18 protein-coding genes are annotated in these 24,096 nt (G+C 71.2%); 12 read left to right on the top strand and 6 right to left on the bottom strand.

Going from position 1 to position 24,096, the window contains the following annotated elements; all coding sequences use genetic code 11:
* The first annotated feature begins 5 nt into the window (after positions 1-5).
* The gene (locus AC0AIB_RS01780) at positions 6-2,246 is read left to right on the top strand and encodes an ICP22 family protein (protein WP_465095860.1); all 2,241 of its coding nucleotides are present in this window, start codon (positions 6-8) and stop codon (positions 2,244-2,246) included.
* Positions 2,247-2,442: 196 nt separating this feature from the next.
* Here AC0AIB_RS01780 and AC0AIB_RS01775 read toward each other — a convergent pair whose 3' ends face one another.
* From AC0AIB_RS01775 to AC0AIB_RS01765, 3 genes are all read right to left on the bottom strand, one after another.
* On the bottom strand, positions 2,443-3,951 hold the full coding sequence (locus AC0AIB_RS01775; RefSeq protein WP_328341744.1) for a glycosyltransferase family 87 protein: 1,509 nt from the start codon (positions 3,949-3,951) through the stop codon (positions 2,443-2,445).
* Positions 3,952-4,129: 178 nt separating this feature from the next.
* Positions 4,130-7,084 carry a transglycosylase domain-containing protein gene (locus tag AC0AIB_RS01770; protein WP_328341742.1) on the bottom strand — a complete coding sequence of 985 codons (2,955 nt, stop codon included), beginning with the start codon at positions 7,082-7,084 and terminating at the stop codon, positions 4,130-4,132.
* 197 nt (positions 7,085-7,281) lie between these two features.
* Positions 7,282-7,728 (bottom strand): DUF5318 domain-containing protein, encoded by a 447-nt coding sequence (locus AC0AIB_RS01765; RefSeq protein ID WP_328341740.1) that lies wholly within the window; start codon positions 7,726-7,728, stop codon positions 7,282-7,284.
* A 175-nt stretch (positions 7,729-7,903) separates the two neighbouring features.
* On the opposite strand from AC0AIB_RS01765, the gene AC0AIB_RS01760 reads away from it, so the two are divergent.
* On the top strand, positions 7,904-8,542 hold the full coding sequence (locus AC0AIB_RS01760) for a PadR family transcriptional regulator (protein WP_328341738.1): 639 nt from the start codon (positions 7,904-7,906) through the stop codon (positions 8,540-8,542).
* Positions 8,543-8,565: 23 nt separating this feature from the next.
* Positions 8,566-9,645, top strand: coding sequence for an inositol-3-phosphate synthase (locus tag AC0AIB_RS01755; protein WP_465095859.1), 1,080 nt, complete (start codon positions 8,566-8,568; stop codon positions 9,643-9,645).
* Between the two features lie 532 nt (positions 9,646-10,177).
* Here AC0AIB_RS01755 and AC0AIB_RS01750 read toward each other — a convergent pair.
* Complete coding sequence (locus tag AC0AIB_RS01750) at positions 10,178-10,657, bottom strand: methylated-DNA--[protein]-cysteine S-methyltransferase (protein WP_328341734.1); 480 nt, start codon at positions 10,655-10,657, stop codon at positions 10,178-10,180.
* Positions 10,658-10,889: 232 nt separating this feature from the next.
* On the opposite strand from AC0AIB_RS01750, the gene AC0AIB_RS01745 reads away from it, so the two are divergent.
* Together AC0AIB_RS01745 and AC0AIB_RS01740 are read left to right on the top strand one after the other, a co-directional pair.
* Positions 10,890-11,411 carry a hypothetical protein gene (locus AC0AIB_RS01745; RefSeq protein WP_328341732.1) on the top strand — a complete coding sequence of 174 codons (522 nt, stop codon included), beginning with the start codon at positions 10,890-10,892 and terminating at the stop codon, positions 11,409-11,411.
* Between the two features lie 27 nt (positions 11,412-11,438).
* Positions 11,439-12,959, top strand: coding sequence for a flotillin family protein (locus AC0AIB_RS01740; protein ID WP_328341730.1), 1,521 nt, complete (start codon positions 11,439-11,441; stop codon positions 12,957-12,959).
* 49 nt (positions 12,960-13,008) lie between these two features.
* On the opposite strand, the gene AC0AIB_RS01735 is transcribed toward AC0AIB_RS01740, so the two are convergent.
* Positions 13,009-14,466, bottom strand: a complete 1,458-nt coding sequence (locus AC0AIB_RS01735; RefSeq protein ID WP_328341728.1) for a CCA tRNA nucleotidyltransferase — start codon at positions 14,464-14,466, stop codon at positions 13,009-13,011.
* Positions 14,467-14,593: 127 nt separating this feature from the next.
* On the opposite strand from AC0AIB_RS01735, the gene murJ reads away from it, so the two are divergent.
* From murJ to AC0AIB_RS01700, 7 genes are all read left to right on the top strand, one after another.
* Entirely contained in the window at positions 14,594-16,345 is a 1,752-nt protein-coding gene (gene murJ / locus AC0AIB_RS01730) for a murein biosynthesis integral membrane protein MurJ (RefSeq protein WP_328348989.1), read from the top strand.
* Positions 16,346-16,794: 449 nt separating this feature from the next.
* Positions 16,795-18,390, top strand: coding sequence for a protein kinase family protein (locus AC0AIB_RS01725; RefSeq protein WP_328341726.1), 1,596 nt, complete (start codon positions 16,795-16,797; stop codon positions 18,388-18,390).
* 43 nt (positions 18,391-18,433) lie between these two features.
* Positions 18,434-19,237, top strand: a complete 804-nt coding sequence (gene sigM / locus AC0AIB_RS01720) for an RNA polymerase sigma factor SigM (protein WP_465095915.1) — start codon at positions 18,434-18,436, stop codon at positions 19,235-19,237.
* Complete coding sequence (locus AC0AIB_RS01715) at positions 19,234-20,259, top strand: hypothetical protein (RefSeq protein ID WP_465095858.1); 1,026 nt, start codon at positions 19,234-19,236, stop codon at positions 20,257-20,259. The genes sigM and AC0AIB_RS01715 overlap by 4 nt, the downstream gene beginning before the upstream one ends.
* Positions 20,260-20,436: 177 nt before the next feature.
* The gene (gene trxB, locus AC0AIB_RS01710) at positions 20,437-21,387 is read left to right on the top strand and encodes a thioredoxin-disulfide reductase (RefSeq protein WP_328341721.1); all 951 of its coding nucleotides are present in this window, start codon (positions 20,437-20,439) and stop codon (positions 21,385-21,387) included.
* Between the two features lie 37 nt (positions 21,388-21,424).
* Entirely contained in the window at positions 21,425-21,748 is a 324-nt protein-coding gene (gene trxA / locus AC0AIB_RS01705) for a thioredoxin (protein ID WP_088643651.1), read from the top strand.
* A 188-nt stretch (positions 21,749-21,936) separates the two neighbouring features.
* Positions 21,937-23,094 carry an N-acetylmuramoyl-L-alanine amidase gene (locus AC0AIB_RS01700; RefSeq protein WP_328341718.1) on the top strand — a complete coding sequence of 386 codons (1,158 nt, stop codon included), beginning with the start codon at positions 21,937-21,939 and terminating at the stop codon, positions 23,092-23,094.
* Positions 23,095-23,189: 95 nt separating this feature from the next.
* On the opposite strand, the gene AC0AIB_RS01695 is transcribed toward AC0AIB_RS01700, so the two are convergent.
* Positions 23,190-23,858 (bottom strand): GNAT family N-acetyltransferase, encoded by a 669-nt coding sequence (locus AC0AIB_RS01695; RefSeq protein WP_328341716.1) that lies wholly within the window; start codon positions 23,856-23,858, stop codon positions 23,190-23,192.
* Positions 23,859-24,096: the final 238 nt, after the last annotated feature.

The following is a 24,096-nucleotide window of genomic DNA, read 5'->3' as shown; positions in this document are numbered from 1 at the left end:
CGCCGATGACCACCAACGCGACCGGCGGCGGCAGCCAGCCGCCGCCGCAGACCGGCGGGACGGACGTCACCCCCGAGGGTGGGGCGGAGCCGCCGAAGGACGACCGGCTCGTACCGGATGCGGCGGACAGGACGGAGACCGCCCGGCCCGCACCGGCCGAGCCCGCCCAGAAACCGAAGCCCGACCAGAACGGCACCGAACCCGACAAGGCCAGCGTCGGGGCCGACAAGGCTGGAACCGGGACCGACAAGGCTGCTGGAACCGGGGCCGACAAGGTCACAGCCGGGACAGACAGGCCCGGGGCGAAGCCTGACAAGGCCGGGAGCGAGCCCGACGAGGGCGGAGCGGAACCCGGCAAGGCCACGGCCGAGGTCGGCAAGGACGAGCCAGCGCCCGGCACGGGCAAGGCAGAGCCCGGCACGGCGGATACGGCCGGGGACGGCGCGGACAGGGCGGACCGGAAGGACCCGCCCGCCGAGGCCGACCCGTGGACCTCGTTCGCGCCCGAACCGGAGCCGGTGCCCGGTCGCCCCCGGCGGGCGGCCCACGCCACCGGCCGGTTCCTGGTGCACGAGTGGACGCTCGCCGTCCTCGCCTCGCTCGCCCTCGCCGTGGGGATGACCTGGCCGACCCTGCGTTACCCGCTCTACACGTTGCCGCAGGACTACTGGGACCCGAGCCTCCAGGCCTGGCAGATGGCCTGGTCGGGGCACGCACTGCGGACGGACCCGGGGCAGTTGTTCCAGTCCAACACGTTCTTCCCGGAGCCGTGGAGCTTCGCCTTCTCCGACATGCTGCTCGGATACGCCCCGGCCGGCCTGCTCGGCACCGGCCCGGACGCCGCCGTGCTCCGCTACAACATCATGTTCGTGCTCGCCCACGCGATGGCCACGTTCGGGGCGTACGTGCTGGCCCGGCAGATGGGCGCGGGCCGGATCGGTTCGGCGGTCGCCGGGGTCGCCTACACCTACGCACCCTGGCTGCTCGCCCAGGCCGGCCACCTGCACATCGTCTCCAACGGTGGCATTCCGCTCGCGCTGGCCATGCTCGCCCGGGGGCACGGTTGGTCACTACGGCACGGTTACCGCCCCGAACGCCGCCGGGTCGGTTGGGCGTACGCCGGGTGGGTGGTGGCCGCCTGGCAGCTCAGCCTGGGCTTCGGCATCGGCCTGGTGTTCGCCTACGTCCTCGCGGTGACCCTGCTGGTCTCGGCGGCAGTGTGGTTCTGGCGACGGCGGCGTGTGCGCCGGCCCTTCGGTCGCCGGCTGTTCGTCGCCGACCTGGTCGGTGGGCTGCTCTTCGCCGCCATCGGCGCGCTGCTGGCGGTGCCGTACTTCAAGGTGGCCGAGCTGCACCCGAACGCGGAACGGACGCTCGGCGACGTCGGCGTCTACTCGCCGCCGGCGAGCGGCTTCTTCACCGCACCCGCCGAGTCGTGGATCTGGGGCGGGCTGCACGAGGGGGCGCGGGCGGCGCTGCCCTGGCACCCGGAGATGACCCTGCTGCCCGGCTTCGTGCTGTACGCGCTGGCGGCCGGCGGGCTGTTCTTCTCGGTGTGGCGGTTGCGGCACCGGCTGCTGCTGCTCGCCGGGGTGCTGGTCACCATGGTGCTGGCGATGGGCACCCGGTTCTTCGACGGCACCTTCACCTATGCACCACTCTTCGAACACCTGCCGGGCTTCAACGGGCTGCGCACGCCGGGCCGGATGATGCTCTGGACGACGCTGCTGCTCTGCCTGCTGGCGGCCGGCGCGGTGAGCGCCTTCGCCGAACGGGTACGCGAACTCAGCGCCGGGCGGGTGCCCTCCCGGCCGTCGCCGTGGCTGCGGGCGGCCACCCTGCTACCGCTGCTGCTGGTGACCGTGGAGGGGCTGAACAGCACGCCGCACCCGGTGGTGCCGGAGCAACCGGCGGCGATGCGCACTGTGGACGGTCCGCTGCTGGTGCTGCCCAGCGGCCAGAACCAGGACCAGCCGGTGATGCTCTGGTCGACCAGCCGCTTCCAGCAGGTGGTCAACGGTGGCAGCGGGTTCACCCCGAAACAGCTCGACGACGTACGCCGGGTGACTGCCGCCTTCCCCGACCAGACAAGCGTCGACTACCTGCGCACCCTCGGCGTCCGCGACGTGGTGGTGCTGCGGGACCAGATCGTCGGTACGCCGTGGGAGGTGACAGTGGACGCCCCGGTCGACCAGTTGGGCATCACCCGCCAGCAGGTCGGCAACGCCGTGGTGTTTCGTCTCTGAGCTGGGTTGCGGGTGTTCGTCGCTGAGATGGGTTGCGGTGGGGTCTGCGGGGAGCCCAGCCGGCTCCGGGCGGTCAGGCTTGATCCCTGCGCCGGCTGGGCTCCCCGCAGACCTGACGGGCGCACGGCCGTCTTGGACTTGCGCGTCTGACTGACGGGCGCTTGCCGTCTTGGAATTGCGCGTCTGGGGTGGGGTGTCAGGCGGGGGTGGGGGCTGGTGCTGGTTCGGGGGTGGGGGTTTTGCGGCGCAGTTTGGTGAGCCAGGGAGTGTCGGGGGCGCCGTCGAGGACGCCGCCGTCGGGGTCGTCGGGATAGGTCCGGCGGACGGCGTCGCGCTCCGGGTGCAGGATGTCCTTGACGATCAGGACGCACAGCACGACCACCGTGCCGAGCCGCAGCGACGAGGCGAGCACGAAGACTCCCTCGGGGAAGATCGGGCGGCTGGTGGCCGAGCCGAGCAGTTCGCCGTAGAAGGCGGCGAAGTAGCACACCTCGGCGAGTTGCCAGGCGAGGAAGGCCCCCCAGCGCGGTCGGGCGAGCACCGCGAGCGGCAGCAGCCAGAGCACGAACTGCTGGGACCAGACCTTGCTGAAGATCAGGAAGGCGGCCACCACCAGGAAGGCGAGCTGGGCCAGCCGGGGCCGGCGGGGTGCCCGCAGGGTCAGCACGGCCACCCCGATGCAGGCCAGCCCGAACAGGGCGTACGACAGGTTGTTGAGGGTCGGGATGTTGGCGTTCAGCCACTGGAACGGACCCTGGTCCCCCGGGTTGCCGGCGTTCACCTTGCCGTCCAGGTACCGCCCGATATACCAGAGCGTGCCCCAGTCGATGGGCCGGGTGGTGTTCAGCTCGAAGAACCGACCCCAGTTGTCCGGGTGCCGGATCGCCGTGGGCAGGTTCACCGCGACCAGCGCGACCAGGCCGGTGGCGACGGCGGTGAGCGCGGGCCGCAGCCGACCCGCACGCAGGGCGAGGATCAGGATCGGGCCGAACAGGAACAGCGGCCACATCTTCGCCGCGCCACCCAGGCCGAGCAGCACGCCGGCCAGGACGGGTTGTCGTCTCGCCCAGGCGGCCAGCCCGAGCGCGGCCAGCCCGATGGCGAGGAAGTCCCAGTTGACGGTGGCGGTGAGGAACAGCGCCGGGGCCAGGGCGAAGAGTGCCGCGTCCCAGGGTCGTCGGCGGCGTAGGGAGAGGATCACCGCGGCGGTGGCGACGGCGAGCGCGCTGAGGGCCAACGCGTTGGCGTTGTAGAACCACCGCCCCTGGTTGATCGTCGGGTCGTCGACGCCGAGGGCGTGCACCGGCAGGCCGAGCGCGCCCATCATGTAGCCGGTGAGCACCGGATACTCGACCGGGTGGTCGCGGTACGGGACCTTGCCCTCGTTCAGGCCCTCGGCGTAATAGAGGGCCAGCACGTCGGTGTAGCACATCCGGGTGTACTGGATGTTGTTCTGCCAGGCGCCATTCTGGCAGGGCGCCTTCTGCACCCAGTGCAGGGCGAGGGTCAGGCAGGCCAGGGCCAGCACGATCCGGGCCGCCGTCCAGAACCGACTCTCCCGGCCGGCGGGCCGGTCGAGGGCGACGGCGTGGTCGCCGAGCGGCCCGCCGATCGCCTCGGCGGCGCCCCGGACGAAGCCGTCCGAGCGGGACGGGTGGTCGCTGGTCCCGGCGTCGTCGATGCCGGCCGTCGGCTGGTTGCTCATGAGAAAGCATCCTGCCCTATGAATGGCTTGCGGACGAGGAGCAGGTTCCGGTCGGGTGCCCCGTTCGCCGGCAACGACCGTCCGGAGCCGCCGGACTGGCCGGGAACGCCGCCGCCGGCGACCGCAGGTTCGCGGGTCGCCGGCAGCAGCATCGATGGTCGTCGGTACGAAGTTCCGGTCAGTCCCGGGTGCGCGGGGTCGGCAGGATGCCGCCGCCGTTTCCGCCACCGTTGTTCGGACCACCGGGCAGGTTCGGGTTGGGCGGGTTCAGCGGATTGCCACCCGGATTGCCGCCCTGGTTCCCGCCTTGGTTCCCGCCTTGGTTCCCACCCTGATTGCCACCTTGGTTGCCGCCCTGGTTGCCGCCCTGGTTGCCGCCGCCGAGCTGGCAGAGCAGGTCGCCGGGGTTACAGTTCGGCGTGTTCGGCGCCGTGGGCGGCGGCGGAGGCGGCGGAGGCGGGGTTCCGTTGCCGGACTCCGGGTCGCCGACGTTCGCGGCCGGCGGGAAGTCCAGCTTGTCCTCGCCCTTGAGCGCGCCGTTCATGACCCGTTCCCAGATCTCGCCGGGCATGGTCGCACCGCTGATCTTGGTGCCGTCGTTCAGCTTGATCGCTTCCCGCTTGCCCTTGTTGCCCACCCAGACGGCGGTGGCGAGCTGCGGGGTGTACCCGATGGTCCAGGCGTCACCGTTCTGGTCGGTGCCCTCCTTGAGCTCCCAGGTACCGGTCTTGGCGGTCGCCTTCCGGCCGTCCGCAAGGGTGTGGTTGATCCGGCCCGGGTAGTCCTTCAGCACGTCGGTCACGTCGGCGACCACGTCCGGGTTGATCCGCTTCTGCGGCTTGAGCTGCTCGCCGCCGAGCTTCTCCCACTTGCCGGTCTCCTTGTTCTGCTTCTCGGCGGAGATCAGGAAGTGGGCCTTGTTGTAGATGCCCTTGTTGGCGAAGGTGGCGATGCCGTTGGCGTGGTCGAGCACGGTGATCGGGTACTGGCCGTAGGCGACCACGTGGTAGAAGGGGTCGGGCGCCAGGTCGGTGGCCTTCTCCTTGGTCAGGTCGTGCCCCTTGGGCGGGCTCACGTTGGTCTGCCACATCATGCCGACCCCGGCCTTGGCCGCCATGTCGACGATCTTGTCGGGCCCGATGTCCAGGCTGACGTGGTAGAAGGGCACGTTCAGCGACTTCAACGTCGACTCCCGCAGCGTGCACGAGTCACCGCAAGTGGGATTGTCGGTACCGGCATTGCTGACCCGGAACTTCACGCCCTCCGGGGTGAACGCCCGGCCCTTCCAACGCGACTCGACCGACTTGCCGGCCTCCAGCGCCGCCGCCAGGGTGTAGATCTTGAAACTGGAGCCGGGCGAGTGGCCGCCTGTGATGTTGCCGTTGGTGTCGGTGTTCGTGCCGGCATAGTCGGTGCCGGTGCCGTCGTCGCCACCGTAGTAGCCGAGCACCCGGCCGTTGCGCGGGTCGATGGAGACCACCGCGGCCATCAGGTTCTTCCGGGAGCCGTCCAACTCGGAACCCTTGGTGCTGCGCTGGGCGGCGCCGGTGACGGCCTTCTGCACCTTGTTGTCGATGGTGGTCCGGATCCGGTAACCACCCTCGCGGAGCATCGCCGAGCAGCGCGGCTTACGCTCGGTCGCCTCGGCGTCGTTGTCGGTGCAGAGTTTCTTCTCCCGCATCTCCGCCGAGACGTAGTTGATCACGTTGCCGATCGGGGTGTTGACCCCGAACTTGACGCCGGACCGGGACTCCTTCGGGGTCTGCAACGTCTTGGTCGGGTACTCCGTCGGATGGGCCGGCCGGTTCGGTGCGTCGACCCAGTGCATCTCGATCATGTTCTTGACGACGTAGTCCCACCGCTCCTTGGCCTCGGCGGGGTTGAGCGCCGGGTCGTAACCCTTGTGGGTGGCGCTCGGCTCCGGCTGCTTGATCAGGGCGGCGAGCACGGCGGCCTCGGCCACGTCGATCTTCGAGACCGACTTGCCGAAGTACGTCTGCGCCGCCGCCTCGATGCCGTACGCGTTGCGACCGAAGTAGATGGTGTTGAGGTAGTGCTCCATGATCTGTTCCTTGGTGAACTGATCGTTGAGCTTGGAGGCCACGATCGCCTCCTTCACCTTCCGCGCGTACGAGTCGTCCTGGAGGTTCTCGTAGGCGTTGCGGGCGTACTGCTGGGTGATCGTCGAGGCACCCTGCTTGTCGCCGTTGGAGAGGTTGTTCCAGGCGGCACGGGCGATGCCCTTGTAGTCGACGCCGGCGTGCTCGTAGAAGTTCTTGTCCTCCGCCGCCGCGACCGCGTCCCGCATGTGCTGCGGGATCTGGTTGATCGAGACGAAGGTGCGGTTCTGCTCGCCCACCTTGGCGATGACCGTCTTGTTGTCGCTGGCGTAGATGGTGGTGGCGAGCGGCAGCTTGATCTGGTTCGGCAGCACCACGGTGGTGGAGTAGTAGGTGAACCCGACCACGCCGAGCCCGGCGAGCATGACGAAGACCGCGAAGCCGGCGATCAGCAGGTTGATCCGCTTGCGCCGCTTGGCCCGCGCCATCGCGTCCGGGTCACCCGGTCCGCGTCCGCGTCCACCGCCGGTACCTCCGCCGTAACCACGACCCGGCCCGTTGGGGCCACCCGGGCCGCCCGGCCCGCCGCCGACCTGCGCGACGCCGGCCCGCGCCACCGAGGCCCGCCCGGCGGAGCCGACCGAGGCCGCACCGACGCTGGCCCGGCCGGCGGAAGCCGTCCCGACGCTGGCCCGGCCGGCCGGGCCGCCCGCCGGGGAGACCGGCACCGAGGCACGACCCGGGCCCCCCCACCCCGACGCCGCCGGGGAGACCGGCACGGAGGCACGCCCCGGCCCGGCCGGGGAGACCGGCACCGAGGCACGACCCGGGCCGGCCCGGCCGACCGAGGCAGAGCCGGCCGCACCGCCCGTTCCGCGCGGCGGGGGTACCGCCGCCGAGGCCCGTCCGGTGGGCGCGGCACCGCCTACCGAGGCGCGGCCGGTCGAGGCTGCGCCCCGGGCGTCACCGCCCCGTCGGGGGTACGCGTCGTCCGGCCCCGGGCCGGGGCCGCCGTTCGAACCCGGTACCTGGGCCCGCGCACGCGGGGAACTGGGATCGCCGTACGAGTTCATTCCTCACACCCTGCCGGTCGCGGTGGGACGCGGGGGCGCCACCACCGGGTTGCCGTGAGTTGACACACGCGCCATGAGGCCGGGGAGGGGCCGGGGACGCGCTGCAATTTCCACATCAATCGGGCCATTCAGGCCGATGGGCTGCCGGTCGCGGTGTCTGTGTCGTACGACACCGGAGTCGACCGGATCAGCAGGCTTCACCGTTGCGCCTCTCGCCTTCGCCCCTGGGTCGCAGCGGTGGCGACCTCCGCCGCGCCCTGCTCCGAACCGTCCTCGGCCAACCCGTCCCGGCCGAGCAGGAACTGCTCGACGAGGTGGTTCCAGTCACAGCCGGGGCACACCTCCACCACGAAGACCTGGAACTCACCCAACGTCATCGCCAGCACGGGCAGCTCGGCCAATGTGCGTGCCTGGCCGGCGGACTGCCGGAGCTCGTCCCCGTAAATGTAGTGGACGTGGATCAGGTTCTCGCTCCGGCAGATCGGACACCGCTGGTCTGTCGGTTCCCCGTGGAAGCGGGCCGCGTTCTTCAGGTAGGGCGAGGCGTCGCAGACGTCGTAGGTGCCGACCCGCCCGGCGAGCAGCTCACGCAGCACTGCTCGCTTCTGCAGCGAGTAGTCGACCACCTGACGAGACGTACGCATGCGGCAAAGGGTACGCGTTCCGACCGGGCGGGGCGACCACCGTCACGATGCGTGAACAGGTTGGCGCGCAGCGGGGGTTTGCCCGGACGGCAGTTGAGGTACTAACGTGCGATGTATCGGTCCGATACATCGAGGCGGTTAACGCTCCGTCCCGAGGGTAAGGAAAGGGTGGCCCGTGCTCGAACTCGCCATCCTCGGCCTCCTCCAGGAGGCCCCGATGCACGGCTACGAACTCCGCAAGGAGCTCGCCGCCAAGCTCGGCGCCATCCGGGCGGCGATCAGCTACGGCTCGCTCTACCCGACCCTGCGCAGGTTGCAGGCGGCGGGCTGGATCACCGAAGCCGCCGACGCACCGGCCACCGCCGAGGAGGTTCCCGCGCTGACCAGCCGACGGGGTCGGGTGGTCTACAAGATCACTGCGGAGGGCAAGGAACGCTTCGCCCAACTGATCGCGCAGGCCGGGCCCGAGACGTACGACGACACGGGCTTCGGCGTGCACTTCGCGTTCTTCGCCCGCACCGACCAGGCGACCCGCCTGCGCATCCTGGAGGGTCGCCGCCGCACGATCGAGGAACGTCGCGAAGGCCTTCGTGACGTGCTGGGCCGGGCAGCCGAGCGCCTCGACGCGTACACCCTGGAACTGCAACGCCACGGGCTCGACGCCTGCGAGCGTGAGGTCCGCTGGCTGGAGGAGCTCATCGCCAACGAGCGCTCCGGCCGTACCCCGACCGTCCCGCGACCCGGGGCGGCCGGCAATCGACGAGACAACGACAGCCCGCCTCCACCTGGCGAGTCCAGGGAAGAGCGGCCGTGATGAAGAAGAAGGAGGCAGACGCTATGGGCTCCGTCCGCGTCGCCATCGTCGGTGTGGGTAACTGCGCCTCGTCCCTCGTACAGGGCGTGGAGTACTACCGCAACGCCGACCCGAACGACCGCGTCCCGGGTCTCATGCACGTCACCTTCGGCGACTACCACGTATCGGACGTGGACTTTGTCGCGGCGTTCGACGTGGACGCCAAGAAGGTCGGCATGGACCTCGCGGAGGCGATCGTCGCCAGCGAGAACAACACCATCAAGCTCTGCGACGTGGCACCCACCGGCATCAGCGTCCAGCGCGGCCCGACCTTCGACGGCCTGGGCCAGTACTACCGCGAGATCATCGAGGAGTCCGACGCCGAGCCGGTCGACGTGGTCAAGGCGCTGCGCGACGCCCAGGTCGACGTGGTCGTCTGCTACCTGCCTGTCGGTTCCGAGCAGGCGGCGAAGCACTACGCCCAGGCCGCGATCGACGCCGGCTGCGCCTTCGTCAACGCGCTGCCGGTCTTCATCGCCTCCGACCCCCAGTGGGCGCAGAAGTTCACCGACGCCGGTCTGCCGATCGTCGGTGACGACATCAAGAGCCAGGTCGGCGCCACCATCGTGCACCGCGCGCTGGCGAAGCTGTTCGAGGACCGCGGGGTCGAGCTGCTGCGCACGTACCAGCTCAACTTCGGCGGCAACATGGACTTCATGAACATGCTGGAGCGCAACCGGCTGGTCTCGAAGAAGATCTCGAAGACCCAGTCGGTGACGTCCCAGATCCCGCACGAGATGGTCAAGAGCGACGTGCACATCGGCCCGTCGGACCACGTGCCGTGGCTGGACGACCGCAAGTGGGCGTACATCCGCCTGGAGGGCCGGTCCTTCGGTGACACCCCGCTCAACGCCGAGCTGAAGCTCGAGGTGTGGGACTCGCCGAACTCCGCAGGCGTCATCATCGACGCAGTCCGGGCCGCCAAGATCGCCCTGGACCGCAAGATCGGCGGCCCGATCCTCTCGGCCTCGTCCTACTTCATGAAGTCCCCGCCGGTGCAGTACGCCGACCACGACGCGCACGCCGCCGTCGAGAACTTCATCACCGGCGACATCGAGCGCTGACGCTCCACCGCCACCGCGCGGTCGAGCACCAGAACCAGACGTCGAGGGCCAGGTCCGTACGGACCTGGCCCTCGACGTTCACCCCGAACGCTCCTCCAGGTACGACGCCAGCCGACGGCAGAGATCCTCCTCGGCAAAATCGCGCTGGTTCCAGGATGTAGTGGCCTTCCGGCGACCACCAGACCACTACATCCTGGTCAACACCGTTGCGTTAACGCCGTGGACGGCTGGTCAACCCGGGACAGGAAGTGCCCGATCGGGGAGCGAGGTGGGCCCGCTTGGCGATCATGGAGTGGTGGTGCCGACTTTGGGGGTTCCACGGGTGTTCTGTCACCCACCACAACTCCATGATCGGCGAGGCAGCGGTGGTCGACGAACAGCCGTTCCACCTAACGCAACGGTGTTGACATCCTGGTTCGAGCGTGATATCGGCCTCGGGCCGCCCGGGTCCCGCGCGATCTCGGCCCCGGGCGGAAGTGACCCCGGGCGTCGGTGCCCCGAGCGCGGCTCCGGGCTGCCTGACGGCTGGTTGTCACGACCAGGCGCGGCGCAGGGCGACACCTGCTTCCAACTCCAGCAACGTGACCTTGCGGGGCAGCCCGCCACCGAAGCCGACCAGCTTCCCGCCCGCGCCCACGATCCGGTGACAGGGGACGATCACCGGGACCGGGTTGCGGTTGCAGGCCACCCCGACCGCCCGCGCCGCGCCCGGGTCGCCGACCCGCCGGGCCACCTCGCCGTAGGTGAGTGTCTCCCCGTACGGGATGCGGGTCATCTCACGCCACACGGCACGCTCGAACTCGGAGCCGCGCGGCATCACCACCGGCACGGAGAACCCGGTCAGCTCACCGGCGAAGTACGCCCGCAGCTCCGTGACCGCCTGACCAGCCAGCGTGTCGCCGGGCTCGTCGTCGGCCGAGGTGACCCGGCCGAAGTGCGTGCCACAGACCGCCGTCCCGTCGGTGGCCACGGAGAAGTCCCCGATCGGCGAGTCCAGCACGGTCCAACGCATGCCGGCCATTCTTCCCGCCCCACCGGGCCACCTGGCCACCGCCCGGCCCTCAGCTCCCGTACGAGATGCTCCACTGTCTGCCGTCGAAGACGGCCTTCGCGCTGTTCATGCCGTCGGGATACGTCACCTGCGCCGGTGTGGTGGGTTCGGAGACGTCGATCACTTCGCTGACCGAACGGACGGCGCTGTCACCCCGAAATGATCACGCGGGACGTTGCGTCGGGTCGCTACCGTGCAGGTCGTGGCCACGGGGACGCTCATCTTTCTGATCATCGGTGGGGCGGGCGTCGGCGTGCTGGCGCTGGCCCTGCTCGGCGGCGAAATCCTCCATTTCGGTCATCCCGACGTCGACGGTCCGGTCTCCGTCGAGGCGGTCGCCGGCTTCCTCGGCGCGTTCGGCTTCGGCGCGGCCATCGTCAACGAACTGCTCGGCGGGCGTACCCCGGGGATGATCGCGGCGGCGGTCGGCGGGGGCGTGCTCGCCGCCGTGCCCACCGCGTGGCTGGCGGGCCGACTGACCCGGGCGGCGCGCAACATGCGCACCGACGCCACCCCCACCCGGGACGACCTGGTCGGCGCGCTCGGCCTGGTGGTCACCCCGATCCCGACCGGCGGCTACGGCGAGGTGCGGGTACGCGTCGCCGGCCAGCCGGTGAAACTCAACGCCCGTGCCGACGAGCCCATCCCGCTCGGTGCGCAGATCTTCGTGGTGCAGACGCTGAGCGAGACCAGCGTGCACGTCGAGACCTACTGACCCTCTTCTCGCAGAGACGGAACCACCATGCCTCTCCTCATCGCCATCGGCGGCGCGGTCGTCCTCGCCCTCGTCCTCGTGATGTTCGTGCTCTCCCGGATCAAGGTGGCCGGCCCGAACGAGGCGTTCATCGTCACCGGCCGCAAGGGCCGGACCACGCAGACCGCCGACGGCGGTCGGTCCACCGACAACTCCGGCCAGAAGGTCGTCCTCGGCGCGTCGGTCTTCGTGCTGCCGGTGGTGCAGAAGCTCCAGTCGCTCGACCTGTCCAGCCGCCGCATCGACGTCGGCATCCGGGGCGCGGTCAGCAAGCAGGGCATCCGGGCCGACCTGCACGGCGTCGCCATCGTCAAGGTCGGCGGCACCGAGGACGCGATCCGCGCCGCCGCCCAGCGGTTCCTGCACCAGCAGGACGAGATCGACAACTTCACCCGGGAGGTGCTGGCCGGCGCGCTGCGCTCGATCGTCGGCAGGCTCACCGTCGAGGAGGTCATCCGGGACCGGGCCGCGTTCGCCAACGCGGTCGCCGAGGAGGCCGAGCACTCGATGACCAACCAGGGGCTGGTGCTCGACACCTTCCAGCTCCAGGACATCCTCGCCGAGGGGTCGTACCTGCAGGACCTGGGTCGGCCGGAGGCGGCCCGGGTGCTCAAGGACGCGGCCATCGCCGAGGCCCGCGCCCGGCAGCAGGCCGAGCAGGAGCGGCTGCTGGCCGAGGAGGCGATCGCCGAGGCGAACCGGAACCTGTCGCTGAAGCAGGCGGGCATCCAGGCCGAGATCGACGCGGCGAAGGCGAAGTCGGCGGCGGCCGGGCCGCTCGCCCAGGCCGAGCGGGACCAGGCGATCCTCTCCGAGCAGCAGAAGGTGGCCGAGCGTAACGCCGAGCTCAAGCAGCGTCAGCTCGACACCGAGGTCCGCAAGCCGGCCGACGCGGCCCGGTACAAGGTGGAGCAGGAGGCCGAGGCGTCCCGCAACGCGGCGGTGCTGAGCGCGGACGCGCAGCGGCAGGCCACCATCGCCGCCGCCCAGGCCTCCGCCGAGCAGGCCCGGCTCACCGGTGAGGGTGAGCGGGCCCGCCGGGCGGCGCTGGCCGAGGCGAACGCGATCGAGGGTGCCAAGGAGGGCGAGGCCGAGCAGCGTCGACGGTCCGCGATCGCCGAGGCGGTCGAGCGGGAGGGTCAGGCCGAGGCCACCGCCATTCTGGCCCGGGGCCAGGCCGAGGCCGACGCGATGGCCCGCAAGGCCGAGGCGTTCGCCGCGTACGGCGAGGCGGCCGTGCTGGACCTGCTGGTCCGGGTGCTGCCGCAGGTGGTCGAGGCGGCCAGCGCCCCGATCGGCGCTATCGACAAGCTGACGGTGATCTCCACCGACGGGGCGTCCTCGCTTACCAAGTCGGTCGCCGGGAACGTGGCCCAGGGCCTCCAGCTCGGCTCCGACCTCACCGGCATCGACCTGCCGGCCCTGCTCGCCAAACTGGGCTCGGCGTCGACCGGGTCCCCGGCCAACGGCAGGCCGCCGGTCGACGGCAGCGCGGTCGAGACCCGCTGACCCACGCCGAAGGGGCCGTCCGGATTCCGGGCGGCCCCTTTCGCGTACGTCAGCGCAGGCCCTGGTCGTGGGCCCAGCGGAGCAGTTCCGCCTCGGCCTCGTCGCGGTCGAGCGGGCCGCGTTCCAGGCGCAGCTCCTTGAGGTGCTGCCAGGCCCGGCCGACAAGCGGACCCGGCGGTACGCCGAGCAGCTCCATGATCGCGTTGCCGTCCAGGTCGGGCCGGACCCGGGCCAGGTCCTCCTCGGCGGCGATCCGGGTGATCCGCTCCTCCAGCGCGTCGTAGTCGGCGGCGAGCTGGGCGGCCTTGCGCCGGTTACGGGTGGTGCAGTCCGAGCGGGTCAGCTTGTGCAGCCGGGTCACCAGGTCACCGGCGTCGGTGACATACCGGCGGACGGCCGAGTCGGTCCACTCGCCCCGGCCGTAGCCGTAGAACCGCAGGTGCAGGCCGACCAGCTTGGTGACCTGGGCGGTGACGTCCTTCGGGTAGCGCAGGGCCTTCATCCGGGCCTTGGTCAACCGGGCGCCGACCACCTCGTGGTGGTGGAAGCTGACCCGGCCGTCCGACCCGACCGCCTTGGTGGCCGGCTTGCCCACGTCGTGCATGAGCGCGGCCATCCGGAGCACGAAGTCACAGCCGTCCGTCTCGTACGACACCGCGTTGCTGACCACGGTCAACGTGTGCTCGTAGACGTCCTTGTGCTGGGCGTGCTCGTCGATGGTCAGCTTGAGACCGGTCAGCTCGGGCAGGAACCGGTCGGCCAGCCCGGTGTCGACGAGCAGCCGCAGCCCGGTGATCGGGTCGACGCCGCAGAGCAGCTTGGTGAACTCGTCGCGGATCCGCTCGGCGGTGATCCGGTCCAGGTCGGCGGACATCGCGGTCATCGCGGTACGCACGTCGGGGTGGACGGCGAAGCAGAGCTGGGCGGCGAACCGGGCGGCCCGCAGCATCCGCAGCGGGTCGTCGCCGAACGACTCGGCCGGTGTGCCAGGGGTACGGATGATCCTGGCGGCCAGGTCGTCCAGCCCGCCGTACGGGTCGGTGAACCGGTGCTCGGGGAGGCTGACCGCCATCGCGTTGACGGTGAAGTCACGCCGCTTCAGGTCGTCGGTGAGGTTGGTGCCGTACTCGACGACCGGGTTGCGGCTGACCTGGTCGTACGCCTCGGCGCGGAAGGTGGTGACCTCCAGCCGGAGGCCGTCGCGCTGGCAGCCGATGGTGCCGAACTCCCGACCGGTCTCCCAGATCGCCTCGGCCCAGCCCTTGATGATCCCCAGCGTCTGGTCGGGGTGGGCGTCGGTGCAGAAGTCCAGGTCGTCGCCGAGCCGACCGAGCAGGGCGTCGCGCACCGACCCACCCACCAGGTGCAGCTCGTGACCGGCGCGGGCGAACCGGCGGCCCAGCTCGTCGGCGACCGGGGAGACGCGGAGCAGTTCGGCGACGGCGTTGCGCTGCGCGGCGGTCAACTCACGGCGCTCGGCGGCCTGGGGTGCGGAGGCTTCGGACATGGGATCGCCAGCCTATCGGGCGGGGACGGGGACCGATCCGCCGGGCGCGGGTGTCCGGTCCGGGTTGACTATGGTCATGGACGTGCGGACCGGTTCCGGCTCCGACGTAATTCCCGGGAGGCTGGAGATGAGCGGCGGGCTCTACCGCAGCGCGAACGCCGCGCAGGGTGACGACGGTCTCCGGCCGTACGACGGGGCGACGTTCATCTCCGCCGATCCGCTGAACCAGCCGGGGGTGGAGGCGACCGCGCCGCCGCAGGAGGTGGTCGCCGAGACCAGCGCCGCGGCGAACAGCGCGGTGATGGCGGTGGGCAGCCTGGTCAGCCGGGGTACCGGCTTCGTCCGCAACCTGATGATCGGCGCCGCGCTGGGCAGCGCGGTCGGCGACGCGTTCACCACCGCCCAGTTCCTGCCCAACCAGGTGTACGAGTTCCTGCTCGGCGGCGTGCTGACCAGCGTGCTGATCCCGGTGCTGGTCCGCCGGCGCAAGGCCGACCCGGACCGGGGCGAGGCGTACGCCCAGCGGCTGTTGACCCTCGCGGTGCTGGCCCTCGCGGTCACCGTGGTCCTCGCCCTGCTGCTGGCCTCGACCCTGACCACGCTCTACGCCGGCGGCAAGAACGCGGCCTACACCGGCCTGGTCACCAACCTGTCCTACCTGATGCTGCCGATGTTGTTCTTCACCGGCGTCAGCGCGTTGATCGCCGCGGTGCTGAACACCCGGGGTCACTTCGCCGCCCCGATGTGGGCGCCGATCCTCAACAACCTGGTCGTCATCGGCACCTTCGGCCTCTACATCGCGGTGTACGGCGCGAAGGCGCTGGGTCCGGAGGGCATCGGTTGGGACCGGATCCTGCTGGTCGGCGGGGGCACCCTGCTCGGCGTGGCGGTGCAGGCCGCCGGGCTGCTGCCGGCGCTGCGCAAGGTGGGTTTCCGGTGGAAGCTGCGGTTCGACTTCCGGGAGCTGGGGCTGCGCGAGCTGGCCCGGCTCGGCGGCTGGATGTTCTGCTACGTCGCGGTCAACCAGCTCGGTCTCTTCGTGGTGGTCAACCTGCTCACCAGGGCCGCCGGTGGTGACGAGAACAATGCCGGCCTGCTGATCTACAACAACGTCTTCCTGCTGCTGATGATGGCGCACGGCATCATCGCCGTCTCGATCATCACGGCGCTGATGCCCCGGATGAGCGCCGCCGCCGCCGAGGGCCGGTTCGCCGACGTGACCGCCGACCTGTCCCGGGGCACCCGGATGGTGACGGCGGTGCTCGCCCCGATCGCGGTCTGCTACGCGGTGCTGGCCGGCCCGATCTCGGTGGTGGTCTTCCAGTACGGCGCGTTCACCGGCGACAACGCGCTGGCCACCTCGCTGGTGCTGCTGGTCGCCGCGCTGGGTCTGGTGCCGTTCGCGATCAGCCAGCTGTTCACCTTCGCCTTCTACGCGCTGCCGGACACCCGGACCCCGGCCCTGGTCAACATCCCGGTGGTGATCCTGCGGGTGGCGGTCCAGATCGGGGTCTTCGTCGCTTTCTCGGCCACCTTCGCGGCGGCGGGCATGATGCTCGGCAACGCCGTCTCGTACGTGGCGGCGGCGGTGATCTCGGCGATGCTGCTCCGGCCCCGGGTGGGCCGGATCGGGCTGGGCCGGATCATGCGGACCATGGGCAAGGTGGTGGTGGCGGCGCTGGGCGCGGCGCTGGTCGGCCTGCTGGTGGTCAACCTGCTCCCCGGCGATCCGGGCAACCTGAGTTGGACGGCGGCGGCGCTGCGGCTGGTCCTCGGCGGCGCGGTGATCGGCGGGACGTACCTCGGCCTGGCCATGGTGCTGCGGATCGGCGAGATCACCGAGGTGGTCGGGATGGTCCGCCGACGACTCGGCCGCTGATCCGCTGGCCGCGGGCGCGACGCCGGGCAGAGGACACGCAGGGTGAACGAGGATCACCAGCCTGGGGACACGCCTGTGGATAACTCGGTGATCCCCGGGTCAGCCACCGTAAGGGCCTGTGGATAACCAGCCGTACGGTTGAGCATGTGCGGCCGTTCGGGGGGAACCTGACCGACCGCCACCGGGTTGTCACGGGCGGGTCGGCCCGGAGGTCGGCGACTTGCGACAGGCGTCTAGATTGGCCAGTACATGTGCCGGCAACGCGGACGAGAGTGACCGTAAACGGACGTAATCCGCCATATACGACAGCTCGTCGCGCGCGGCGGGAAGATGACATGTCGGGATGACGGGCGGTCCGGGTAAGGTCGCTGTCGACGGACACGGTAGGTGGCCGACGCCTCGCGTCGACGCCGCCGGTCGGTTCCATCGACGGCGGAGCGGGAAGCCACATGCCCAGCAGCGCGGGTCCATCGATCGACACGATCACCGAGGGAGGACGGGTGACCCAGGTCGGCGAGGGTCAGGAGGCGGAGGAAACTGCTCCTCCCATCATGACCTTCGGTGCTCCCACAGCCGGTGAGATCCTCGCCGAGCGGTACGAGCTGGTCGAGCACATCAACAACGACAGTGCCGGGCGCCTGGTCTGGCGGGGGGTCGACGTCATCCTGCGCCGACCCGTGGCGGTCGTGCTCCGCTACCCGGGTGGTGAGTCCGCCACCGAGATGCTCCAGGCGGCGGTGGCCGCCAGCCGGGTCATCCACCCCAACCTGGTCGGCGTCTACGACGCCATCGACGAGGACGTCCGGGCGTACGTCGTCCGGGAGTGGGTCGACGGCAGATCACTGCGTGAACTGGTCGCCGACGGGCCGTTGGACCCGGCCCGCGCCACCGCCATCGGCAACGCCGTCGCCAGCGCCATCGCCGCCGTGCACGCCACCGGGATGGTCCACGGCAACGTGCACCCGGGCACCGTGATGATCAGCGACGACGGCCGGGTGGTGCTGGCCGACGCCCGCACCGACGGCGAGGACAGCCAGGAAGCCGACATCCGCGCGGTGGGCGGCATCCTCTACTTCGCCCTCACCGGGCACTGGCCGCACGCCGAGGCCCCGCTACGCGGCGCGACCGCCGGCCACGGCCGGGCTGGCATCCCGGACGCCGTCCGCGACGCCAGCGGAGCAATCGCCGCCCCCCGGCAGGTCCGGGCCGGTGTGCCGGCGTACCTCGACGACCTGACCATGGACCTGCTCGACGCCGAGATCGCCCCGCCGTCGTCGGACGTGCTCTCCGCCGAGCTGAGCCGGCTCGACATCCCCGCCGAGGACCACTTCCTCGACCAGACCGGCACCATCCGGTTCACCGCGGACGGGGTGGAGGACCGCTCGCCGCTCGCCGCCGCGGGCGGCCGGAAGGTCGCGATCGGCATCGCCGGTCTGCTGGCGGTCGCCCTGGTCGGCCTGCTCATCGGCATCGCCACCCTGGGCCGCGACGACAGCCCGGAGACCGAGCCGGTGGCCCGTCCCTCCACCAGCGCCCCGGCCGGCGACGCCACCCCGGCCCCCGTCGTACGCAAGCTGGCCATCCAGGACATCCGGATCATCGACCCGGACAGTCGGCAGCGCAACGAGCTGGGTGACGCCGAGAAGATGATGGACGGCGACGAGAACAAGGGTTGGGAGACCGACACCTACTACTCGGCCAACTTCAGCAACTACAAGAAGGGCATGGGGGTCTGGATCGACCTCGGTGCCCAGCACACGGTCAAGTCACTCACCGCCACCCTGTCGGATTCCGGTGTCTCTGCCGCGTTGTTCACCGGCACCGGTGACTTCCCGTCCAGCTCGCAGGGCGACAAGGACCTGGTCAAGGGCTTCAAGACGCGGATCGGCCAGCCGTTCGAGCAGCACGACGGCACCAAGATGGCCTTCGACGGCTTCGACCCCGAGCAGAAATACCAGTACCTGCTTTTCTGGATCACCGAGCTGCCCTCCACCGAGCGGGGCTTCAAGCTGGGCGTCCAGGAGATCTCGGTCCAGGGATCGTGATCCGCCGGCCGCGACCCCGTCACCGCCCCTGCCGGACGTGGTGATGGTCGGTCGCGGCGGGCACCCGGCCGACCCGCCGCACGGCGGGTCGGCGGTCGTGGTGCCGCACGCCGACACCACCGACCTGGACCTGCTCCGTGCCCACGTGGCCGGTGACCGGGACGCCTTCACCGAACTGTTCCACAGGCACCGCGACCGGCTCTGGGCGGTGGCCCTGCGGACCGTGGGCGACCGGGAGGAGGCGGCGGACGCCCTCCAGGACGCGCTGCTCTCCGCCCACCGCGCCGCCGGCCGGTTCCGGGGAGATTCCGCCGTCACCACCTGGCTGCACCGGATCGTGGTCAACGCCTGCCTGGACCGGATCCGCCGCCGGCAGGCGCACCCCACCGTCCCGCTGCCCGACGGCAACCGCACCGACGAGCCCGGTCGGACCGGTGGCGTCGAACCGGCCGCCCCGACCACCGACCACGACACCGCCCTGGTGGTACGCCAGGCGCTGGCCGGGCTGCCGGTCGAGCAACGGGCCGCGCTGATCCTGGTCGACGTGCAGGGCTACCCGGTGGCCGAGGTCGCCCGGATCCTCGGCGTGGCCGAGGGCACGGTGAAGAGTCGCTGCGCCCGGGGCCGGGCCCGGCTGGCCCTGGTGCTCGGGCACCTGCGCACCGGCGGCGACGGGCCGACGTCCCGCCCTGCCGGTACCGGTCCGGCAGGGGTGTCCGCACCCGGCGACTCCCTCCGGACGGGTCGGGACGTTTCCGACGTCACACCCGGGAACCGGCAGCCGGCCGACGGCGTCCGATCGGGGTCGGGGCAGGCCCGGCGGGGCGCCATCCAGGAGGAGACGTGACGGGCCGCAGGTTCAGTGAGGTCGACCACGACCTGCTCGCCGACTATCTGGGCGGGGCACTGGACGGCACCCCGGAGCAGACAGTCGTCGCCCGCCTGGTGGCCGAGGACGCCACCTGGGCCGACGCGTACGCCGTGCTCGCCCCCGCCGTGGCCCGGGTGCACGACGAGTTGACAGGTTGGGGTGCCACCGCGCCGGAGATGCCTCCGGCCGTGGTGGAGCGGCTCACCGCCGTACTCGCCGGTGCCGGCCCGGCCACCGCCGTGCCCACCGACACCGACACCGAGGTAGCCGACCAGCCCGGGCGACCGGCCAGGGTCGGTGCTCCGGTGCCGGCGCAGCCGGGCGGTCGGCGTACCCCGGGCAACCGGATCGGTGACGGACGGGCCGATCCGTCCGGCCCCGGCCGTCGGCGGCGCTGGGTGCGGCTCGCCGGGCCGGTCAGCCTCGCCACGGCGGCGCTGGTCACGGTGGGAATCGGCGTGGCCAATCTGCTCGACGGCTCTGCCGGCCAGGACTCGCCCGCCTCGACGATGGCCGGGCCGGCGCAGGACGGCGCGGAGAGCGCGGGACGCGGGTTCCGGTTCACCGGCGAACCCCGACGCAGCGGTGTCGACTGGTCCCCGGCGACGCTGAGCGGTGCCACGGACGTGCCGCTGCCCCGGCTCGGCACTCCCTCGGGTTTCCAGTCCGGAGACGGCCCCGGCGTCACCACCCAGATCAGTCCCACCGCCCCGGAGAGCCCCGAGAGCCTGGAGAACAAGCGCCGGTTGACCCCGGGTGGGCTGGACCGACTGACCGCACGGGCGGCACTCGACGCCTGCCTCGCCGAGATCTCGACCGAGCACGGCCGCGGGACGGTCACCGTCGAGGTGGTCGACTACGCCACGTTCCACGGTGAGCCGGCGCTGGTGGTCCGGTTCGCCGATCCCGACGGCGACCGGTGGGCGTGGGTGAGCGGCGCGGAGTGCGGGGTGCCGGGATCCGGCGCGGACACCCGCTACCAGGCGCGGGTAGGGTGAGAGCGCGGTCACCGCTCGTCCCGCATCGCGTGACGTGACCCACCGGACGACCGGTCCGGGAATCCCCGGTTCGTACGATGACGTTCTGCAAGTCAGCCGCCGACGTCGCTGAACCGTCGGCGCTCGGATCGACGTCGGTACGCCGCCGATGTCGTACACACACATCGGGAGACGGCAGTGGACGAGGTCCGCAACCTGATCATCATCGGCTCCGGGCCGGCCGGGTACACGGCGGCGGTCTACGCCGCGCGTGCCAACCTCAAGCCACTCGTGATCGAGGGTGTGCAGTCCGGCGGTGCGTTGATGACCACGACCGAGGTGGAGAACTTCCCCGGTTTCGCCGACGGCATCCTCGGCCCCGAGCTGATGGACAACATGCGCAAGCAGGCCGAGCGGTTCGGTGCGGAGTTCCTCACCGACGACGTCACCCGGGTCGAGCTGAAGGACACCGGCGACACCGGTTCCGGCGCGGTGAGCACCGTGTGGGTCGGGCAGACCGCCTACCGGGCGAAGGCCGTCATCCTCTCCACCGGCTCGGCCTGGCGTCCGCTGGGCGTGCCGGGTGAGCAGGAGTACCTGGGGCACGGCGTGTCGTCCTGCGCCACCTGTGACGGGTTCTTCTTCCGCAACCAGCACATCGTGGTGGTCGGCGGCGGTGACTCCGCGATGGAGGAGGCCAGCTTCCTCACCCGGTTCGCCGAGTCGGTCACCATCATCCACCGGCGCGACTCGTTCCGGGCCAGCAAGATCATGGCCGACCGCGCACTGAGCAACGACAAGATCAAGGTGGAGTGGAACAGCACCGTCGAGGAGGTGCTCGGCGACGACGGCAAGGTCACCGGCGTCCGGATCCGCAACGTGCACACCGGCGACGTCAAGGTCCTCGACGTGACGGGCGTCTTCGTGGCGATCGGCCACGACCCGCGCAGTGAACTCTTCCGCGACCAGGTCGAGCTGGACGACGAGGGTTACGTGAAGGTGCAGGCACCGAGCACCCGGACCAGCGTGCCGGGTGTCTTCGCCGCCGGTGACGTGGTCGACCACACCTACCGGCAGGCGATCACCGCCGCCGGTACGGGCTGCGCCGCCGCGCTCGACGCCGAACGGTTCATCGCCACCCTGAGCTGAACGACCGCAACGCCAACAACCGAGCAGGAGAGTCATTGTGGGAGCAACGAAGGTCGTCACGGACGCCAGCTTCACCGCCGACGTGCTGAAGTCCGACAAGCCGGTCCTGGTGGACTTCTGGGCCGAGTGGTGCGGGCCGTGCCGCAAGGTCTCGCCGCTGCTTGAGGAGATCGCGGGCGAGATGGCCGGCCAGGTCACCATCGTCAAGCTCAACATCGACGAGAACCCGGAGACCGCCCGCGCCTACCGGGTGATGTCGGTGCCGACCCTGACCATCTTCAAGAACGGCGAGCCGGTGCAGTCGATCGCCGGGGCCAAGCCGAAGGGCGAACTGGTCCGGCTGATCGAGTCGGCGCTCTGACGTCGGCGTACCACCCGGAACCCCGTGCCCCACTCGGGTGCGGGGTTCCGTCGTCACTGCGCTGACCTGCGTGAACATCGACCCGGTGCGGCCCGGTCACGGTACGCTCCGTAAGCGCTGGTCCTACCGGACGCGCAGCGTGGCGTCAGCGAAGGTGCCCGGCAGCCCAGCCTCCGAGGGGGTCAGACGTGCGTCCGATCCGACCCGGTGACCGCGGACCGGCCGTAACCGAGATCCGCGCGGTCCTGACCGGCCTGGACCTCCTTCCGGCCACCCCCGGCGACGAGTTCGACAGCGCCACCGAACGTGCCGTCCGGGCCTTCCAGCAGTCCCGTGGGCTCAGCGCCGACGGCCGGGTGGGTGCGGAGACCTGGCGGGCCCTGGACGCCGCCCGCTGGCGGCTCGGCGCCCGCACCCTCTACCACGCGGTGCCCGAACCCCTCACCGGCGAGGACGTCCGCTCGTTGCAGGAGCGACTGCTGGAGATGGGGTACGACGCAGGCCGCGCCGACGCCGTCTACGGGGTACGCACCTCACGGGCGGTGGCGCAGTTCCAACGCGAGGTCGGGTTGAAGCCGGACGGCTCCTGTGGCCCGTACACGATGGATGCGCTGCGCCGGCTCGGCCGCAAGGTGGTCGGCGGACGCCCCCAGTGGCTCCGCGAATCCGACGCGATCCGGCAGTCCGGCCCGACGCTTGTCGGGCGGACCGTCGTCATCGACCCGGGGCACGGCGGCACCGACCCCGGGGTGGTGGTGCCCGACGGCAACCTGCGCTGGACCGAGGCGGACCTGGTGCACGACCTGGCCAGCCGGCTGGAGGGCCGGCTCGCCGCAGCCGGGGTACGGGTGCAGCTGACCCGTGGCCCGGCGCCCCGGGCCTGCCTGCCGGACACCGACCGGGCGGAGCTGGCCAACTCGCTCGGCGCGGACGTGTTCATCTCGCTGCACACCGACGGCCATGCCAACCCGGCCGCCGACGGGGTGGCCACCTACCACTACGGCACCGACAACGGGGTCACCTCGGCCACCGGGGAACGACTGGCCGGGCTGGTGCAGCGGGAGATCGTCGCGCGGACCGGGCTGCGGGACTGTCGTACCCACGCCAAGGCGTGGGATCTGCTGCGGTTGACCAGGATGCCCGCCGTGCGGGTCGAGGTGGGCTACCTGACCTCCCCGCAGGACCGGTCCCGGCTGGTCGATCCCCGGTTCCGGGACCGGCTCGTCGAGGCGATCGTGGCCGCCGTACAGCGGATGTTCTTCCCCGTCGAGCGGGACGTGCCGACCGGCTCGATCGACGTGAGCGCACTGCGGGCGGTGGTGGCCGCCGGCGCGGTCCGCGACTGAGCGGCCGACGGGCAAGGGCGACGCGGCGGCCTGCTCCGCGCGACTGGCTCGGCGCCCGGCTCGGTGCGGGCGAGGCTCGGTGCGGTGCGGGCGGCTCAGCTGGCGCTGGAACGGGTGGCCGGGGCGGGGCGGACCGGGCGGAGCAGGCTTTCCGGGCTCATCGAGCCGAGTAGCTTCTCCAACGCGTACTCGACGTCGGACTTCCAGCTCAGCGCGGTGCGCAGCTCCAGCCGCAGACGTGGGTAGCGCGGATGCGGGCGGACCGTCTTGAAGCCCACCGAGAGGAAGAAGTCGGTCGGGGCGACGCAGGCCCGGACGGAGTCGTCCGGCTCGTCACCGAACTTCGCGTCGCCGAACGCCTCGATCGCCTTGATGCCCCGCTTGGTCAGATCCCGGGCGACACCCTGCACCAGCATCCGGCCCAGCCCGCCGCCGGCGAAGGCCGGCACCACACTGGCGGTCATCAGCAGCGCCGCGTCCGCCGAGACCGGCGAGGTCGGAAAGGCCATCGACCGGGGTACGTAGGCCGGCGGCGCGTACATCACGAAACCGGCGGGCATCCCGTCGACGTACGCCAGCTTGCCGCAGGAACCCCACTCCAGCAGCGTCTGGGAGACCCAGGCCTCCTTCTCCAGCCCCGGGTCACCACCGGCGCAGGCCCGCTCCGCGGAGACCGGGTCCAGCTCCCAGTAGACGCACTGCCGGCACGGGCGAGGCAGGTCTTCCAGGGTGTCGAGGGTCAGACTGACCAGGCGTCGCGACATCAGAGCATCCCCACACTTAGGCTCGGAGGCGAGATCAGCCCGCTGCGTCCCCGAGTCGCCCGCTGCGGCCCGCCGAGCGATCGTAGCCCCCGCCGAGCGATCGTACGCCGCCCGGCGACCGTACGGGAGTGGACGCGCGAATGCCCACCCGAGCCGGGGACGGCCGTCCGGGATGTGGACGGGAGCCAGATCGGGAGCGGCGACCGGCCCCGTCGGGGACTACGATCGACCGGCCGGT

Source organism: Micromonospora sp. DSM 43699, from assembly GCF_055517075.1.
The sequence above is the reverse complement of the archived record's forward strand: the minus strand, read 5'-3'. Positions and strand labels throughout refer to the sequence as shown.